The sequence below is a fragment of the Olleya sp. YS genome (assembly GCF_029760915.1).
GTDB lineage: Bacteria > Bacteroidota > Bacteroidia > Flavobacteriales > Flavobacteriaceae > Olleya.
In genome coordinates, this window is sequence record NZ_CP121685.1 from 1,598,203 (window position 1) to 1,615,972 (window position 17,770).

The following is a 17,770-nucleotide window of genomic DNA, read 5'->3' on the forward strand; positions in this document are numbered from 1 at the left end:
TATCTCTAACAGTACTTTTTTAGTATCTTTACTTAACAACACTATTATTTAATGAAAATCTTTAAATTTTTTCAATACGCTTATTTAGTTTTTGCAGCACTTTTTTTATACGATGCTATTTTTAGTTGGGAAGAACGAGGAATCATGTCTTTGCTATTAGGTTTGACCGCAATTTTTATGTTCTTTTTTAGAAAAAGATTCAATAAAAAATTTGATAACCAAGACCGTCAATAAATGATGTCTTCAATAGTTATTATAGTTGCTTGTTTAATTTTATCTGCTTTCTTTTCTGGAATGGAGATAGCTTATGTGTCCTCCAATAAAATTCATATAGAAATTGAAAAAAAACAAGACGGATTTTTAGCAAATATTCTATCAAAAATTACAGCTAAACCATCCAAGTTTATAGCTACTATGCTAATAGGTAATAATATAGCATTGGTTATTTATGGATTTTTTATGGGTGATTTGTTAATGGATTGGTTTCAAGGTATGCTACCAAGTAACAATACATTAATTACTTATTTACTTACAGATTTAAGCTTATTATCGCAAACCATTTTATCGACATTACTTATATTATTTACTGCAGAATTTTTACCTAAAGTCTTTTTTCAAATTTATTCTAACACTTTATTAAAAGTATTAGCTTTTCCAGCTTATATGTTTTATGTACTATTTAGTTGGGTGTCAGATTTTGTAATTTGGATAAGTGATGTCGTCCTAAAAAAGTTTTTTAAAACCGATGGAGACCAAGTACAACTGGCTTTTACTAAGGTAGAGCTTGGGCATTATATTAGCGAGCAAATGGAAAGTATTGAGGAGCATGAAGATATAGATTCCGAAATTCAGATTTTTCAAAACGCATTAGAGTTTTCAGAAGTCAAAGCTAGAGAGGTTATGGTGCCTCGTACAGAAATTATAGCTATAGAATTGCAAGACAGCATTCAAAACCTAAGTGCTTTGTTCACAGAAACAGGTTGCTCAAAAATTTTAGTGTACAAAGAAACTATAGATGACATTTTAGGGTATGTACACTCGTTTGAGTTATTTAAAAAACCAAAAAATATAGGTGCTATGATTATGCCTATAGAGTTAGTTCCAGAAACCATGCTAATTAAAGATATTTTAAACGTACTTATAAAAAAACGAAAAAGTATTGCAGTAGTAGTCGATGAGTATGGAGGGACTTCTGGTATTATGACTGTAGAAGATATTGTTGAAGAACTTTTTGGAGAAATTGAAGATGAACACGATACCATAGATTTAATTGAAGAACAAATTAATGAAACCACGTATGTGTTTTCTGCTAGAGCAGAAGTAGATTATTTAAACGAAACCTATAAACTAAATTTACCTGAAGGTGAAAACTATGAAACTTTAGGTGGATTAATTGTAGACCATACAGAAGAAATTCCGCAACAAAATGAAGTGGTTTCTACAGAAAATTTTGACTTTAAAATCATTGAAGTTTCCAATACTAAAATAGACTTGGTAGAGCTTAAAATAAAAGAGGAAGATTAGGCTTTAGCTTTAAATCAAGCCCCTTTTTTATACTATAATTTTCTTTTCATCTATTTATTGTAAAAAGTGCTTTTATTATTGAATAGAAAATGGTATTTTCGCCCACTATATTTCACAAAATTCATAATATAAAATGGCAATTTTAAATAAAATTAGACAAAAAACATTCGTATTAATCTTAGTTATTGCATTAGCATTATTTGCTTTTATTTTATCAAGTTTATTTGATAATAAAGACGCATTATTTTCTAAGTCTCCAGACGTTGTAGCCACAATAAACGGAGAGGACATCTCTAGAGAAGAGTTTTCTAACATGGTCGAGTTTCAACAACAACAAAGACCAGGTTCTTCAATTAGTCAAGTTATGAATGGTGTTTTTGAAGCTAAGGTTAGAGAAATTATAATGGATGGTCAGATAGATAAATTAGGTATGACTGTAGAGGCTGACCAAATGAGAGACCTAATTAAAACCACCTATGCAAACGACCCTACGTTTTTAAACGAAGCGGGTCTTTTTGACGAGTCTAAATTAAAATTGTTTATCGATAATTTAAAAAGCTCATCTGAAGAAGCTTACCAAAATTGGGTAGCAAGAGAACAATCTTTAGCTGCTAACGCTTTACAAGCTAACTATTTTAATATGGTTAAAGCTGGGACTACTGCAACATTAGCAGAAGGACAATTAGAGCATAAATTAGAGAGCGAAAAAGTAGATATCAAATACGTACAAGTACCTTACACGTCTATTGCAGATAGCACCATTAAAGTGTCAACTTCAGAGATTAAAGACTATATCAATAAAAATGCTAATGCGTATCAAGCTGATGCTAGCAGAACATTTCAGTATGTATTTTTTAAAGAAGAAGCGTCTTTAGAAGATGAAACAAATATCCAAAACGATTTAAAAGAATTATTTAAAGATCAGGAAGTTTACAACGAAACAACTAAAGAGACAGATACTAGAGTAGGTTTTTTAAATACAAAAGACCCAGAGACATTTGTTAATGGTAACTCTGACGACTTAAAATTTGTAGACAAGTACCAATATAAATCAAGTTTCCCTGAAGCAATAGGAGACAGTATTTTTAGTCTAGAAGCAGGTCAAGTTTATGGACCTTACAAAGATGCTGGTTACTATAAAGTAACAAAGGTTTTAGATTATAAAAAACTTGCCGATTCAATCGAGTCTAGTCACATTATCATTCCTTTTGTTGGAACAACTAGAGCTGCAGCAGATGTCACTAGAACTAAAGAGGAAGCTAAAGCAATGGTTGATAGTATTTTTCCATTAGTAAAAAATAATAAAGCAAAATTTGCTGAAGTTGCTAACGAAATCAATTCTGACGGAACTAAAGGGAAAGACGGAAGTATAGGTTGGACAAGATTAACAACTTATAATCCTGCTAGTTTTGATCCAGATTTTGCAAACTTTTTATTTTTTAATGATAAAGGAAGCATTGATGTGGTGTTAACTAAATTTGGTTACCATATTATTAGAGTTGACGATAAGAAAAATGTAGATACTGCAGTAAAAGTAGCAACTGTAGCTAGAAAAATTGAACCATCTACTGCTACAGAAGATAAAGTTTTTGAAAATGCGTCTAACTTTGAGCTAGCAATTGCTAACGGAAGCTTTGCAGAAGTAGCTAAAAAAGAAAATTACGAAGTGCGTCCAATGACTGCTAAAGAGTTGGATGAAAATATTCCTGGTTTAGGAAATCAACGTCAAATTGTACGTTGGGCTTTTGAAGACGAATCAGAAATAGGAGACTACAAGCGTTTTGATAATGTACCAGGTGGTATTGTAATTGCACAATTAACAGCTAAACAAGAAGAAGGATTAATGAGTGTTGAAGATGCATCTGTAACTGCATTACCAGCTGTAAGAAAAGAAAAGAAAGCAAAATTAATCATGGATCGTGTAAGTGCAACAACACTTGAAGATTTTGCAGCAGCAGAAAACCAAACGGTAAAATCATCATCTGCAATTAATATGAAAAACCCAACCATCGCTGGAGCTGGACAAGAGCCTTTAGTGGTAGGAACAGCATTTGGGTTAAAAGAAGGAGCAACTTCTAAATTAATAAAAGGTAATTCTGGGGTATTTATGGTGCAAGTGACTAAAAAGACATCAGCAGTAGAGTTAGATAACTACTTACCATTTGCTAATCAAGTTAGCTCTCAAAAATTAAGTGCAGTACAAGCAAGATTGTACAATGCGCTTAAAGATGCAGCAGAGATTGAAGATTACAGAGCAAAAACAGTACAGTAAAACTCGATTTTAAATATAAAAAAAGCCTCTTGAGATAATCAAGAGGCTTTTTCTTTTTAATAATAATTTATTTGTTTAAAACCATTGTGTCATACTTTAGTATGGTATCAAATCCTTTGGATTTAAAATAATCTGTAGGATTGGTTTTAGAAGCAACTAAAACAAAATCGCCTCCCCAAGCACCTAAACTTTTAATACTACCTTTAAACTCTTTAAAAAGCTCCTCTTTTACAAGTTTTTGATTGGTGATTTTACCAATTATAGATTCGTGTTGGTCTATCAATTCTTGAAATTGGTTTAAATCATCACAGGTTACAAATGCATCAGTCAAAGCGTTAATATCTCTTATAGTTTCAGTTAAATGACTTCTATTAGCTTTGTAATGTGCAATCCCTTCTCGACTATTTTGCTTTTTATTTAAATGAACAAAATAGAGGTGTTCAGAAAATGAAGGATTAAAAGATATAGTTTCAACTTGAGGTTGCTTGTTTTGTAGCTGATATATTAAAGCTGTTTGATGTTGCGCACAAGCAATATCATAACCACTTCCACCAAAAGTCAATTCCAATAATGTATAGGTATCTACGTCTGCCCAAGTTGCAATGTTATTAATTAAAGTAGATGAGGTACCCAATCCCCAGTTTTTTGGAAACTCCAATAACGTACTAATTTTATAACCACTACTACCATTCAGGAAATTTGGATTTAACTGTTGTGCAGCATTTAAAATCTGTATAAGTCTATTAAAAACCTCATTGTTAATCGTGTACGACGAAGCAATTTGCATATAGGTAAGTTCATCCTCGAACCAAACCGTATTATCTTTAGTAAAACTAGTCCAAATCACTTTGGGTTGGTCAATAGGTTCCACCTTTAAATGTTGCCCAAAAACAGTCGGAACAGCTAATGCTTTTGCACCATCAAGCACTACATATTCTGCGGTTAATAATAATTTTCCTGAACTGTAAAAGGTTTGCATTATTGTCTCAATTTTTCAATAGCTTCCACAACAGCACTATGGGTTACCACATGAGTTTTAAAATGGTTGACAATGTGTTCTTTTTCATCGTTTGTCGCCTCAAACTGATTTAGAATATTCATCAAATGCATTTTCATGTGTCCTTCTTGTATTCCTGTAGTGGTCAAACTGCGTAAAGCTGCAAAATTTTGAGCCAATCCAGCAACAGCAACAATCTGCATTAAGTCTTTTGCACTAGGTTTTTCTAATATATCTAATGCTAATTTTACTAAAGGATGTAAGCTGGTCAATCCGCCAACAGTACCTAAAGCTAATGGTATTTCCACCCAAAATGTAAAAATCCCGTTTTCTATGTTAGCGTGTGACAAACTACTGTATTGTCCATCTTTTGAGGCGTACGCATGGATGCCAGCTTCTACAGCTCTAAAATCGTTTCCTGTTGCAAGTACAACAGCGTCAATACCATTCATGATACCTTTGTTATGGGTTACAGCTCTGTAAGGCTCGACCTCTGCAATCTTAACAGCTTGTACAAATTTTTCAGCAAATTGTTGTGGATTAATATCTTTTTCGGCTAAATCTTCAATTGGACAACTCACTTCTGCTCTAACTAGACATTCAGGCACGTAGTTGGATAAAATACTCATTACTATATCTACTGGTTGTGCTAAATGTTTTTCAGCTTCAGCTTTAAATGTTTTTGCAAACTGCTCTAAACAAGAATTAATAAAATTTGCTCCCATTGCATCTAGCGTTTCAAAAGTGGCGTGCAACTGGTAATAATGGTCTAAAGCGGTAGTTTTATCTATTAATTGGATGTCTAGAATACCTCCACCACGCTTTTCCATGTTGGTGGTAATGGGTTTAGCATCATCAATTAATTGTGGTTTAACTGTGGTGAAAAATTCTTGTAAATTTTGCAATTGACCTTTATAAGTAAAATGGACCTGACCAATTTTAGTAGTAGATATTACTTTGGTTTTAAATCCACCACGTGTTTGCCAGAATTTAGCAGCTTTGCTAGCAGCAGCAACCACAGAGCTTTCTTCAATGGTCATTGGTATGGTGTAAATTTTGTCATTAATCACAAAATTAGGTGCCACACCAAAAGGTAGATAATAATTGGTAATTGTGTTTTCTATAAACTCGTCATGCAATTGTTGTAGCTTATCATCACTATTCCAGTATTGTTTTAGGATGTGCTCTGCATCTTTATGTGTAGATAAATGGTTTTTTATCAGCCAATCAATCTTTTCGGTTTTAGATAATTTAGAAAATCCGGAAACTAACGCACTCATACAATTTATTTTGAATTGCAAAGATACTATTTACCCATTCAATTTTTACTTACCATTAGATTATTGCTGATTTATCTGTTAATATTTAGGGTTTTTTGGGTATTTTTTAGTAAACTTGACATCCTATTATTAAATTATTATAATTAAATGAAGATTTTAAGAATTCTATCCCTTTTTTGTGTCTTAACAACAACATTTTTAACTGCTCAAAATAAGCAAATTACACTAGAAGAGATTTGGAGTGGTACGTTTAGAACTGAAGGTTTAGATGCTTTACACTCGATGAAAAACGGACAACAATATTCCGTGTTAAATTTTGATCGTGCCAATGGTGCAACTACAATTGATATTTATGATTACAAGACATTAGAAAAAGTAAATACCTTAGTGAGTTCTTCTTCCTTAAATGATATTAAATACTTTACGGATTATACCTTTAGTGATGACGAAAGCCAAATACTTTTAGCTACTGAAGAAGAATCTATTTTTAGACGCTCATCATTAGGAAAATACTACGTATACAATACCAAAACAAAGCAAACTACCTTGGTTGCTGAAGAGAAAATTCAAGAACCTACCTTTTCTCCTGACGGAAATAAAATAGCTTACGGTTTAAATAATAATCTTTATGTCAAAGACCTAAAAACTGGTACAACTAAGCAATTTACTTTTGATGGCGAAAAAAACAAAATTATAAATGGAATTACAGACTGGGTTTATGAAGAAGAATTTGCTTTTGTACGTGCTTTTGATTGGAATGCTGATAGTAATAAAATAGCCTTTATTAGATTTGATGAAACTGATGTTCCGGAGTTTTCTATGGATGTGTACGGAAAAGATTTGTACCAAACCCAAACTGTTTTTAAGTACCCTAAAGCAGGAGAAAAAAATGCAGAAGTTTCACTTCATATATACGATATTAACAAAGACAAGCTTCGAGAGGTTAAAGTTGAAAAAACGTATTCAGACTTTTATATTCCAAGAATAAAATGGTCAAAAGGAGGAAACATGCTTAGTGCTATTTACATGAATCGTCACCAAAACGAATTAGATTTATGGATGATTGATGCAGAAGAAAATAAATCGTATTTAGTTATCGAAGAAAAAGACAATGCTTATATTGATATTACAGATAACTTAACCTTTTTAAAAGACAAAACTTTTATTTGGACTAGTGAAAAAGATGGCTATAATCATGTGTATCATTACGATAAAAAAGGAAAGCTTATTAACCAAGTGACTAAAGGTAATTGGGAAGTAACAGATTATTATGGGTATGATAATAAGTCAGAACGTATTTTTTACCAGTCGGTAGAAAATGGAAGTATAAACAGAGACGTATATTCTATTAAATTAAACGGAACCGATAAACGTAGATTATCTCAAAAAGAAGGAACTAATAATGCGGATTTTAGTGCAGATTTTTCTTTGTATATCAATACATTTTCTAATGCAACTACACCATATTTATACACTTTAAATGATGCTACAACTGGACAGGTTTTAAAAGAAATAAAAGATAATAGCGATTTAAAGGAAACTTTAAAAGATTATCAATTATCTAAAAAGGAGTTTTCGACCATCAAGGTTAATGGAAATGACTTAAATATGTGGATGATAAAACCAGCCAATTTTGATGCCACTAAACAATACCCATTGTTTATGTATCAATATTCGGGTCCAGGTTCTCAACAAGTAGCAAACAGATGGAATAGTGCAAACGATTATTGGTACCAAATGTTAGCACAGCAAGGGTATATTGTAGCATGTGTTGATGGTCGTGGTACAGGATTAAAAGGTGCTGACTTTAAAAAAGTAACGCAAAACGAGTTAGGTAAGTATGAAGTTGAAGATCAAATCGACGCTGCAAAATTATTAGGTGCAAAACCATACATTGATTCTAGCCGAATTGGAATTTGGGGATGGTCCTATGGTGGTTTTATGTCTAGTAACGCATTATTTAAAGGTAATGATGTGTTTAAAATGGCTATAGCAGTTGCACCTGTTACAAGTTGGAGATTTTATGACACCATTTACACAGAACGTTACATGACAACACCTCAAGAAAACCCAAGTGGTTATGATGAAAATTCGCCAATAAACCACGTAAATAAATTAAAAGGTGACTTTTTATTAATCCATGGATCAGGAGATGATAACGTGCATGTACAAAACACAATGCGTATGGTAGAAGCTTTAGTACAAGCTAATAAACAATTTGAATGGATGATTTATCCAGACAAAAACCATGGTATTTATGGTGGTAATACACGATTACATTTATATACAAAAATGACAAACTTTATACATCGTACTTTAGGCGATAAACTTTAAAATAAACTAACTAATATTTTACAATTATGGAATTTAAATTTGGAGGTTCAGAAACCAATCAAAAAACCGTATTAGGTCATCCGTCAGGATTATTTGTACTCTTTTTTACTGAAATGTGGGAACGTTTTTCTTATTATGGGATGCGTGCACTTTTAGTGTTGTTTTTAATTGCTCCTTTGACAGGAGAGAATACTGGTTGGAACTGGGAACGTGCTGATGCCTCTATTTTATATGGATGGTACATTGGACTCGTTTATTTAACACCAATTATTGGAGGTTATATAGCAGATAAGTTTACGGGATACCGAAAAGCTGTGATAATTGGAGCTTTTGTTATGACTTTAGGTCATGCAGCTATGGCTTTAGAGATAGTTGGCGACTGGTTCTTTTATGTGGGCTTAGTATTACTTATTTTAGGGAATGGTATGTTTAAGCCGAATATTTCTTCTATAGTTGGACAATTATATAAGTCTCAAGGCAAAGAAAAAGATGCAGGTTATACCATTTTCTATATGGGAATTAACGCTGGAGCTTTTTTAGGCATACTCCTTTGTGGATATATTGGAAAGAATGTTGGATGGCATTATGGATTTGGATTAGCTGGAATATTCATGTTTTTTGGTATGTTACAATTTTATTTTGCTCAAGGTATTTTTGGTAACATTGGAAACACGCCAAAAGAACAATTAGAAATTGATGATGCTATAGAAAATTCTCTTGAAGAGATAGAAGATGATATTGAAGATGTGGTTGATGAAGCTAAAAAATCTAAAGTTACTAGAGACCGATTAACTGTAATTGGGATTTTTGCATTGTTTACCGTTTTCTTTTGGTGGGCTTTTGAACAGGCTGGTTCTTCTATGACTATTTTCGCTAACGATTATACTGATAGAGTTTTAATAGGAAGTTCTGCTACTACATTTAATATCATCAATGCTGTTATAACAATTGTACCTCTATTTGTGTTAACATGGGTCTTATTTAAACTTTTTAAACAAACTTTTGGTAAATATGCTTTGTCAAATATTTTTTTAGGAACAAGTTTTGCAATTATTTGGGGACTAGTTATTTGGATGTTATTTAGAGATTTCAATGCTGGTAAAAATGAAGTTCCGGCAACATGGTTCTCTGTTCTAAATTCATTATTTATCATACTATTTGCACCTCTCTTTTCTAAATTGTGGGAAAGTAAATACAATCCTTCAGGACCAATCAAATTTGCTATGGGTCTTATGTTAGTAGGAATTGGTTTTGCTGCTTTAGCTTATGGTTCTCTAGATATACCATTAGGAGCAAAAACCGCTAAGGTAAGTATGTTATGGTTGATTTTGGCATTTTTATTACACACTCTTGGTGAACTTTGCTTATCACCAGTTGGATTATCTTACGTCAGTAAATTAGCTCCTGCGAAACTTGTAGGAATGATGTTTGGGATTTGGTTTATCTCGAATTTCTTAGCTGGTGTCATTGGTGGATGGACAGCTAGTTTTATGGATCCAATATTAGAAAAATCAGGACTTACATATTTCTTTTTAATATTTACTATTATACCAATTGTTGCTGGTCTAGTTATGCTACTTCTGAATGGTAAAATAAAGAAAATGATGCACGGAATTAAATAACAAACAGTTAAAATACTTAAAAACGCCTCATATATTGAGGCGTTTTTATTTTTTTGTAAATTTGGAATGCTATTTGCGACTACAAAACAAAACATTTAAATAATGAAACATATACTTTTAGTTTTTACTATGCTATTTACTTTTAATGGTATAGCACAAGACCAAATTAATTGGATAACATTAGAAGAAGCAGTCGAGCTTCAAAAAACAGAACCTAGAAAAATAATAATGGATGCGTATACCACTTGGTGTGGACCCTGTAAATTATTAGATGCACGTACATTTACAAACAAAGATTTAATAGCCTACATTAATAAAAATTACTATGCAGTAAAGTTTAATGCTCAAGGTAATGATACAGTGACTTTTAAAGGTAAAACCTATACTAATCCAAAGTATAATCCTGCAAAAGCTAAAACTAGAAACTCGTCACACGAGCTAGCAATAGCTTTAGGGATTAGATCCTATCCTACGTTATTATTTTTTGACGAAGACGCCAATTTAATTACTCCAGTTATAGGTTATAAGACACCGCAACAACTAGAACTGTATTTAAAAATGTTTACGTCTAACAAGCATAAAGACATGAAAACACAAGCAGACTTTGATAAGTATTATAAAGCGTTTAAAGCCACGTTTAAGGACAACGCTTAGTCTACTTAATAATGTATAACAAAAGCTCCTGTTTTACCAGTTTGGTAAAATGGGAGTTTTTGTTTTTGGCAAGTGCTGCTCCAACGATTGATATAAGATTTGTAATTATTACCATCTGCAATAATGGCTTTAGGTTGTAAACTATCGATCAATCTGTTTAGATTTAATTTTGGTGATTGAGTCAATAAAACATAGTCAATTTTAACATCTTTTACATTAAAAACTCCTAAACTATCCACTACCAAGAGATGCTTATCCTTTAATTTATAGATTGGATGTAATGGTGTTGATTTAAATGTTTTTAACGAATTTTTGACGCCATAACTTCTTATAATTGTATTGCTTTCAGCATTTTCTAAATTAGAATAAACCGCCAATTGGTCATTGTGTTTTTGACCCAATAAAGTAGTTCTGTTTTTATGAAATACTATAAAAGAATCTCCTTTAGTATTATAATAATTTAAAATAAAAGTAGCTTGAAAAGCTATTAAAGCAATTAAAGAAAATTGTATCCATTTATAATTTTTCTGATAGTAAAGTTTATAGACAGAAAATATCAAAACATAAGACACAACAACTTGTAAAATAGTAAATGGAATATCTAAAATTAAAAAGTCCTCTTGATTAGATATCCATCCAAAAAACTGATTCATCCAATTAATGACTAGACCAAATGCATCAGACAAAATGGTTTGTGGAGTACCAAATAACGACAAGGTTATTACTAATAATCCCAAACCTAAAATCACTCCTAAAAACGGAATAACAACCAAATTAGACAACCAAAATAAACTAGGAAATTGATGAAAGTAATATAAACTTATAGGAATAATACCAAACTGCGCAGAAACGGTTACCGTAAGTGTTTTCCATAATAGGTTAATTAATTTGTATTTTGGTGACCATAGTCGTTCTAAAATAGGTTGAAAACTAACAATAGCGATTACTGCAGCATAACTTAACTGAAAACCAACATCAAACAAAAAATTAGGTTTAATTAATAGTAATATAAAAACCGAAATAGCTAACGTATTATAAATATTAGTTGAACGTTTCAAATTCATACCTATAGCTACGATACTAAACATAGTAGTTGCTCTGATTATTGAAGCAGAGCCTCCAGCAATCAAAGCATAAGTCCAAAGTAGTACCAGAAGTATAACGGTTTTAATAATGCTGCCATTTTTTAAACGCTCTACAGGTTTAAAAACAAAATTTAGTATTAGTAATATAATTCCAACATGTAATCCTGACACTGCCAAAATATGGATAGCTCCTGCGTTGGTGTAATTGTCATAAACCTCTTTAGTAATGTTCTGTCTTTGACCTAAAATAAGTGCGTTAATGATAGATAATTGGTCATTAGTATAATTGTAACCGCTCAATCTTTCGTTTATATAATTTCTAAATTTAGCTGCATACCCAAATAAAGTTTGTGAGTCGTTTTTTAATTGGAAAATATTTTTTGAATTAACATATAATTGGTGGTGCACTTGCTGTTTTTCTAAATAATTTTTATAGCTAAATTGGTCTGGATTTAAAGGAGCTTTAATGTCAACTAAATTAGAATTAGTTATGTAAATAGCATCAATTGGAAGATTGGTTTGTAAGCTATCTTTTTCAACATTAATCAAAGCTTTACCTTTAACTGAATTTGAATTCACTTTTAAAACATCTACATAATATCGTTCACTAAAAGCGTTAGGCTTTAGTAATTCTCTAACTTTAAATATAATTGTGTTTTCAGACGAGTTTTCAGTCAAATGATGTGAGAAATGATTTAAATTCTCCATATCTTCATTACAATTGGTAATAAAAACACCAAATGCTATAAAAGTTAAATAAGTAGATATGCCAAAGAGATAAATATGGCTTTTATTCTTTTTTAAAATGAAATAAAACCCAACAGAAATTAAAGTAAAGCCAGTAGAAAAAAGGAAACTATTTAGTAAACTAATACTAAATAGTTTGGATAGCATGATACCAATAATCAAGCATATTGTAAATTTTATTATTGAAAATTTAAGAAGCTTCACTTCTCTAATATATAAAATTTCTTACAAAACCCGACGTGCTTGTACAAATGCAAAGTACCAATAGCGCTCAGACAATAAAGACGTCATCACGCCTTTACTGGTACTAGAGTGTACAAACTCGATACGTTCTGGTCTTACCGAAGTGACCAAGCCAACATGGTTAACATTTCTGCTATTTTTTCGGGTGGCAAAAAATAGTAGATCGCCTTTTTGGACCTCTTTTAAATCTACCCAATCCCCATGTTTAGAAAGCGCACTAGTGGTTCTGGGCATTTTAATATTTTCTTGGATAAATGCAGTGTGTATTAAACCAGAACAGTCCATCCCTTTAGAGGTGGTTCCGCCATATTTATACTTTACACCTTCGTAGGCTAACGCATTTTTAACCACATTATCTGTGGTGCTGTTAGAGGTAGTACTAGTACTTGCATTTGGTTTGGTAGATACTTTTGAAGTTTTAGTTTTTTTTGTGGTAACCACACGTTTGCTTTTTGAAGCACCACAAGAAAATACCGTTATTAGAAGTAGGAATAGGGCAATTTTTTTCATGTATTAGTCTTTATCTTTTATAGCATCAAAAATCAACTGAGCAGTGTTTTGGCTGGCACCTTTTCCGCCTAGTTTTTTTTCTAATTCGTAGTAATTTATAAAAAATTTAGTACGCTCGTAGTCGTCTAATATAAGGTCTAACTCTTTTTTAAGACGTTTTGTATTAAAGTCGTTTTGAATCAATTCGGTCACTGCTTCTTTATCTAAAATCAAGTTAACTAAGCTAATGTAGTCTAGGTTTACTACACGTTTTCCAATTTGGTAAGATACCCAACTCCCTTTATAACAAACGACTTGTGGTACTTTAAATAAAGCGGTTTCAAGCGTTGCAGTACCAGAAGTGACTAAAGCAGCAGTCGATAAGCTTAATAAGTCGTAGGTTTTATTACTTATAAAATGCACGTTGGATTGCTTAATAAACGTCTGGTAAAAACTATAGTCTTGGCTTGGCGCACCAGCAATCACGAATTGGTAGTCTGGATAATCGTTAACCACACTTAACATAACCGATAGCATTTTGGTAATTTCTTGTTTTCTGCTTCCAGGTAATAAGGCTATTATTGGTTTTTCGCTTAAACCATGTGTGGCTCTAAATTCAAACTCATCTACTTGCGTACGACTAGAAATTGCATCAATTAAAGGATGTCCAACAAAGTGTACAGGGTAGTTATGCTTATCTTCGTAAAAGGCTTTTTCAAAGGGTAGTATCACATACATGGCATCAATATCTCGTTTTATGGCTTTGATTCGTCCTTCTTTCCATGCCCAAATTTGAGGCGAAATGTAATAATGTGTTTTAAATTGTTTGTGTTTTGCCCATTTAGCAATGCGTAAATTAAATCCTGGATAATCAATAAAAATAATCACATCTGGGTTGTAACTGGCAATATCAGACTTACAAAAAGATAGATTTTTGGCAATGGTTCTTAAATTCATAATAACTTCAGAAAAACCCATAAATGCGAGTGCTTTGTAGTGCTTTACTAAAGTGCCTCCAACACTTTGCATCAAATCTCCACCCCAAAATCTAAACTCTGCGTCAACATCCTGTTTTTGCAGTGCCTTCATGAGGTTAGAGCCATGTAAGTCTCCAGAAGCTTCACCAGAAATAATGTAATATTTCAATTTAAAATCTATTTATTATAAAAATTAATCCAATAATTAGTGTAGCAATTAATACACCTTTTGCTTTGTTATCTTGTTTTTTATTTAAAAATAAAAAGAATAAGCCTAAATTTAATAAGGCACCTAAACTTACCAATTTGCCAACAAACTTAAACTGTAAGGCTTGTTTAATGGTTTCTTCAATACCAAATTTAGAAAACAAAACAATGTATAAAATCACACCAATACAAGTAGAAATTATACCAAGAATAAAGCCTATAATTACGTTCTTTTTATTGTTCAAAATGCCAAGTATTTAAGTGTTGCATATAATGGTGCGCAGTTAAATCAAATTGTACAGGTACTACAGATAAATATCCTTCTGCTAAGGCGTGTTCATCGGTATCTGTTCCTTTATCATAATTTACAAATTCGCCAGTTAACCAATAGTAGTCTTTGCCTTGTGGTGTTTTTCGCTTGTCAAATTTTTCTTTCCAATTAGCACGTGCTTGTCTGCAAATTTTAATGCCTTTTATGTCTTCTTCTTTTAAATTAGGGATATTAACATTTAATACAACACCTTCTGCAATACCATGTTTTAAAGCATTTTCTGCAATTTGCTTCACATACTTTTTTGACGCTTTAAAATTAGCATCCCAACTGTAATCTAGTAACGAAAATCCAATAGCTGGAATGCCTTCAATTCCAGCTTCCACAGCAGCACTCATCGTTCCAGAATAAATTACATTTATTGAGCTGTTAGATCCATGATTAATACCAGACACACATAAATCTGGACGTCTGTCTAGTACCTCGTTAATAGCAATTTTTACACAATCTGCTGGTGTACCAGAGCAACTATATTGTTGTGTTTTATCTCCTTTTTTAGAGACTTTATCCAAATGTAATACGCTATTTATGGTTATGGCATGACCCATTCCACTTTGTGGACTATCTGGAGCCACAACAACAACATCACCCAAGGTTTCCATAACTTCTATTAAAGTTAGAATTCCTGGTGCAGTTATACCATCATCATTAGTCACCAAAATAAGTGGTTTTTTACTCATAAAATAAGATTAATTAACTTAGCTAAAATACATAAAATCTTACGTAACTACTCAATTTAATCAGTTTAACAAAAAATTAGCGAGTTTAGATTTTATTGGCATGGTTTTTTCTTTACTTTAGTAGAAATTTCCCAAAAATATAAATAGAGACAGATGAAAAGGAATTATAATATTATTTTGCTAGTGCTAGTTTTAGCATTTGGTTCTTGTAGTTTTACTGCTAAAGTTGAAGACAATCCAGATAAAGATAAGTTGTTAATTCAAATTATAACCTTGGCTTTAGATCAGTTACATTTTGAACCAAAACAATTAAATGATGCGTTTTCAGCTGAAATATACTCCGATTACTTAGAATTAGTTGATCCTTTAAAACGATATTTTTTACAATCAGATATTAATGATTTTAAGAAGTTTGAAACAGAAATTGATGACCAGTTAAGAGCGTATGATATTTCGTTTTTTAATGTAGTACATGAGCGATTAGTACAACGTCAACAAGAAGTAAAACAATTTTATAAGGACATTTTAGCTAAACCTTTTAACTTTAATGAGAATGAAGAGTATAATGCAGATTACGAATCGTTACCTTATGTAAAAAGTAAAAAAGAATTAAAAGAGCGTTGGAGACAGCAGTTAAAATTTAATACTTTATCTAGTTATGCAGATGCTATCGATCAGCAAAATAATAATAGTTTTGGAGACCAAAAGGCTTTAAATGATGGTGAAGAGACTACAAGCGAGCCAGAAGAATTTAAGTCTTTAAAACAATTGGAAGAAGAAGCTAGAAACGAAACGCTAAAAACTCTAGATAATTACTTTACAGATTATATTGAAGATATGGATCGTGAAGATTGGTTCTCTATGTATGTTAATACTATTGTAGAAGAGTTTGATCCTCACACGTCATACATGGCTCCAACAGATAAAGATAGATTTGACCAACAAATGTCAGGGAAATTAGAAGGGATTGGTGCACGTTTACAAAAGAAAATGGACTACATTAAGATAGTCGAATTAATATCTGGTGGACCAGCTTGGAGAGATGGACAAATAGAAGTTGGAGACGTTATTATGAAAGTGCGTCAGAATAAAGAAAAAGAAGCAGTTAGCGTTGTAGGTATGCGTATTGACGATGCTATAAAATTAATAAAAGGACCTAAAGGCACTAAAGTGGTTTTAACCATGAAAAAGGTTGATGGAACCATTGAAGATTATACCATTACTAGAGATATTGTAGAGCTTGAAGAGACTTATGCAAAATCTTCAATCGTTAAAAAAGAAGATAAAAACTACGGAATTATCAACTTACCTAAGTTTTATGTTGATTTTGAAGACTATAAAAATCGTAATGCTGCAACAGATATTAAACTAGAAATTGAGCGTCTTAAAGAGCAAGGTATAGAAGGATTAGTTTTAGACTTACGTAATAATGGAGGTGGTTCTTTACGAACTGTTGTAGATATAGCTGGTTTATTTATTAAAGATGGTCCAATTGTACAAGTACGCTCTACAGACGAACCAAAAGAAATACTTAGAGATACAGATAAGTCAATTGTTTGGGATGGACCTTTAGTAATAATGGTTAACGAGTTGTCTGCTTCAGCTTCAGAGATACTAGCAGCAGCTATGCAAGATTACAAACGTGCAATTATTATTGGAAGTAACCAAACCTATGGTAAAGGAACAGTACAAAATGTGTTAGACTTAAATCGAATGGTGCGTAATAGTTCTCACGGAGATTTAGGTGCTTTAAAATTAACACGTCAGAAGTTTTACCGTATCAATGGAGGATCCACTCAATTAGAAGGTGTTAAAAGTGATGTAGTTGTACCAGACCGTTATAGTTTTATTGAAATTGGAGAACGTGATCAGGAAAATCCATTAGCTTGGGACAAAATAACACCTGTAGATTATGAATTATGGGATAGATATTATGATTATGATCGTACCATATCTAGAAGTAAAGAGCGTATGGCTAATAACGAACAGTTAAAGTTAATCGAGGACAATGCACGTTGGGCAAAAACCAAAATGGATGAAAACACTTATTCGCTTAACTACGAGAAGTATAAGTCTAAATTAAAGCTAAATGAAGAAGAGGCTAAGCAATTTGATGCTATTTCAGATTATAAAACAGACTTAACGTTTCAGTCTTTACCTTACGAACAGCAATTATTTGAACAAGACACGATATTACGTGATAAGCGTACAAGATGGCATGAAAACTTAAGTAAAGATGTTTATGTTGAAGAAGCATTAAACGTGTTAAACGACTTAAAAATGACTTACGAAATTAAGAAAGTAGCTACTTTAAAAGATTAAAAAATT

General features: G+C 32.0%; 14 protein-coding genes. 7 read left to right on the forward strand and 7 right to left on the reverse strand.

All coding sequences use genetic code 11. The annotated features are described in order from the left end of the window. The first annotated feature begins 51 nt into the window (after nucleotides 1–51). The 3 genes from Ollyesu_RS07290 (at nucleotide 52) to Ollyesu_RS07300 (ending at nucleotide 3,796) form a co-directional block, all read left to right on the forward strand. Complete coding sequence (locus tag Ollyesu_RS07290; RefSeq protein WP_111659781.1) at nucleotides 52–234, forward strand: hypothetical protein; 183 nt, start codon at nucleotides 52–54, stop codon at nucleotides 232–234. Beyond that, the gene (locus Ollyesu_RS07295) at nucleotides 235–1,524 is read left to right on the forward strand and encodes a hemolysin family protein (protein WP_279300577.1); all 1,290 of its coding nucleotides are present in this window, start codon (nucleotides 235–237) and stop codon (nucleotides 1,522–1,524) included. Between the two features lie 133 nt (nucleotides 1,525–1,657). Then, a complete protein-coding gene (locus Ollyesu_RS07300) occupies nucleotides 1,658–3,796 on the forward strand; it encodes a SurA N-terminal domain-containing protein (RefSeq protein ID WP_279300578.1) in 2,139 nt (712 codons plus the stop codon). 67 nt (nucleotides 3,797–3,863) lie between these two features. Here Ollyesu_RS07300 and Ollyesu_RS07305 read toward each other — a convergent pair whose 3' ends face one another. Then, a complete protein-coding gene (locus Ollyesu_RS07305; RefSeq protein WP_279300579.1) occupies nucleotides 3,864–4,775 on the reverse strand; it encodes a GYDIA family GHMP kinase in 912 nt (303 codons plus the stop codon). After that, complete coding sequence (locus Ollyesu_RS07310; RefSeq protein ID WP_279300580.1) at nucleotides 4,775–6,073, reverse strand: hydroxymethylglutaryl-CoA reductase, degradative; 1,299 nt, start codon at nucleotides 6,071–6,073, stop codon at nucleotides 4,775–4,777. Before Ollyesu_RS07310 ends, Ollyesu_RS07305 begins: the two co-directional genes overlap by 1 nt. 147 nt (nucleotides 6,074–6,220) lie before the next feature. Here Ollyesu_RS07310 and Ollyesu_RS07315 point away from each other — a divergent pair, with 147 nt between their 5' ends. The 3 genes from Ollyesu_RS07315 to Ollyesu_RS07325 all read left to right on the forward strand — a co-directional run bounded on the left by Ollyesu_RS07315 (nucleotide 6,221) and on the right by Ollyesu_RS07325 (nucleotide 10,683). Continuing rightward, nucleotides 6,221–8,407, forward strand: a complete 2,187-nt coding sequence (locus Ollyesu_RS07315; protein ID WP_279300581.1) for a S9 family peptidase — start codon at nucleotides 6,221–6,223, stop codon at nucleotides 8,405–8,407. Between the two features lie 26 nt (nucleotides 8,408–8,433). Then, complete coding sequence (locus tag Ollyesu_RS07320) at nucleotides 8,434–10,029, forward strand: peptide MFS transporter (RefSeq protein WP_279300582.1); 1,596 nt, start codon at nucleotides 8,434–8,436, stop codon at nucleotides 10,027–10,029. Between the two features lie 102 nt (nucleotides 10,030–10,131). Then, complete coding sequence (locus Ollyesu_RS07325) at nucleotides 10,132–10,683, forward strand: thioredoxin fold domain-containing protein (protein WP_279300583.1); 552 nt, start codon at nucleotides 10,132–10,134, stop codon at nucleotides 10,681–10,683. A gap of 5 nt (nucleotides 10,684–10,688) precedes the next feature. Here Ollyesu_RS07325 and Ollyesu_RS07330 read toward each other — a convergent pair whose 3' ends face one another. The 5 genes from Ollyesu_RS07330 to surE all read right to left on the reverse strand — a co-directional run bounded on the left by Ollyesu_RS07330 (nucleotide 10,689) and on the right by surE (nucleotide 15,442). Continuing rightward, nucleotides 10,689–12,662 carry a ComEC/Rec2 family competence protein gene (locus tag Ollyesu_RS07330; protein WP_279300584.1) on the reverse strand — a complete coding sequence of 658 codons (1,974 nt, stop codon included), beginning with the start codon at nucleotides 12,660–12,662 and terminating at the stop codon, nucleotides 10,689–10,691. A 78-nt stretch (nucleotides 12,663–12,740) separates the two neighbouring features. Then, nucleotides 12,741–13,268, reverse strand: coding sequence for a C40 family peptidase (locus Ollyesu_RS07335; RefSeq protein ID WP_279300585.1), 528 nt, complete (start codon nucleotides 13,266–13,268; stop codon nucleotides 12,741–12,743). A gap of 3 nt (nucleotides 13,269–13,271) precedes the next feature. Beyond that, nucleotides 13,272–14,393, reverse strand: coding sequence for a lipid-A-disaccharide synthase (lpxB, locus tag Ollyesu_RS07340; protein ID WP_279300586.1), 1,122 nt, complete (start codon nucleotides 14,391–14,393; stop codon nucleotides 13,272–13,274). A 1-nt stretch (nucleotide 14,394) separates the two neighbouring features. Beyond that, on the reverse strand, nucleotides 14,395–14,676 hold the full coding sequence (locus Ollyesu_RS07345) for a hypothetical protein (protein WP_279300587.1): 282 nt from the start codon (nucleotides 14,674–14,676) through the stop codon (nucleotides 14,395–14,397). Continuing rightward, nucleotides 14,666–15,442: a 5'/3'-nucleotidase SurE gene (gene surE, locus Ollyesu_RS07350; RefSeq protein ID WP_279300588.1), complete on the reverse strand. Its 777-nt coding sequence runs from the start codon at nucleotides 15,440–15,442 to the stop codon at nucleotides 14,666–14,668. The genes Ollyesu_RS07345 and surE overlap by 11 nt, the downstream gene beginning before the upstream one ends. Before the next feature lie 153 nt (nucleotides 15,443–15,595). Between surE and Ollyesu_RS07355 the strand changes: the two genes are divergently transcribed. Continuing rightward, nucleotides 15,596–17,764, forward strand: a complete 2,169-nt coding sequence (locus tag Ollyesu_RS07355; protein ID WP_279300589.1) for a carboxy terminal-processing peptidase — start codon at nucleotides 15,596–15,598, stop codon at nucleotides 17,762–17,764. Nucleotides 17,765–17,770 lie beyond the last annotated feature (6 nt).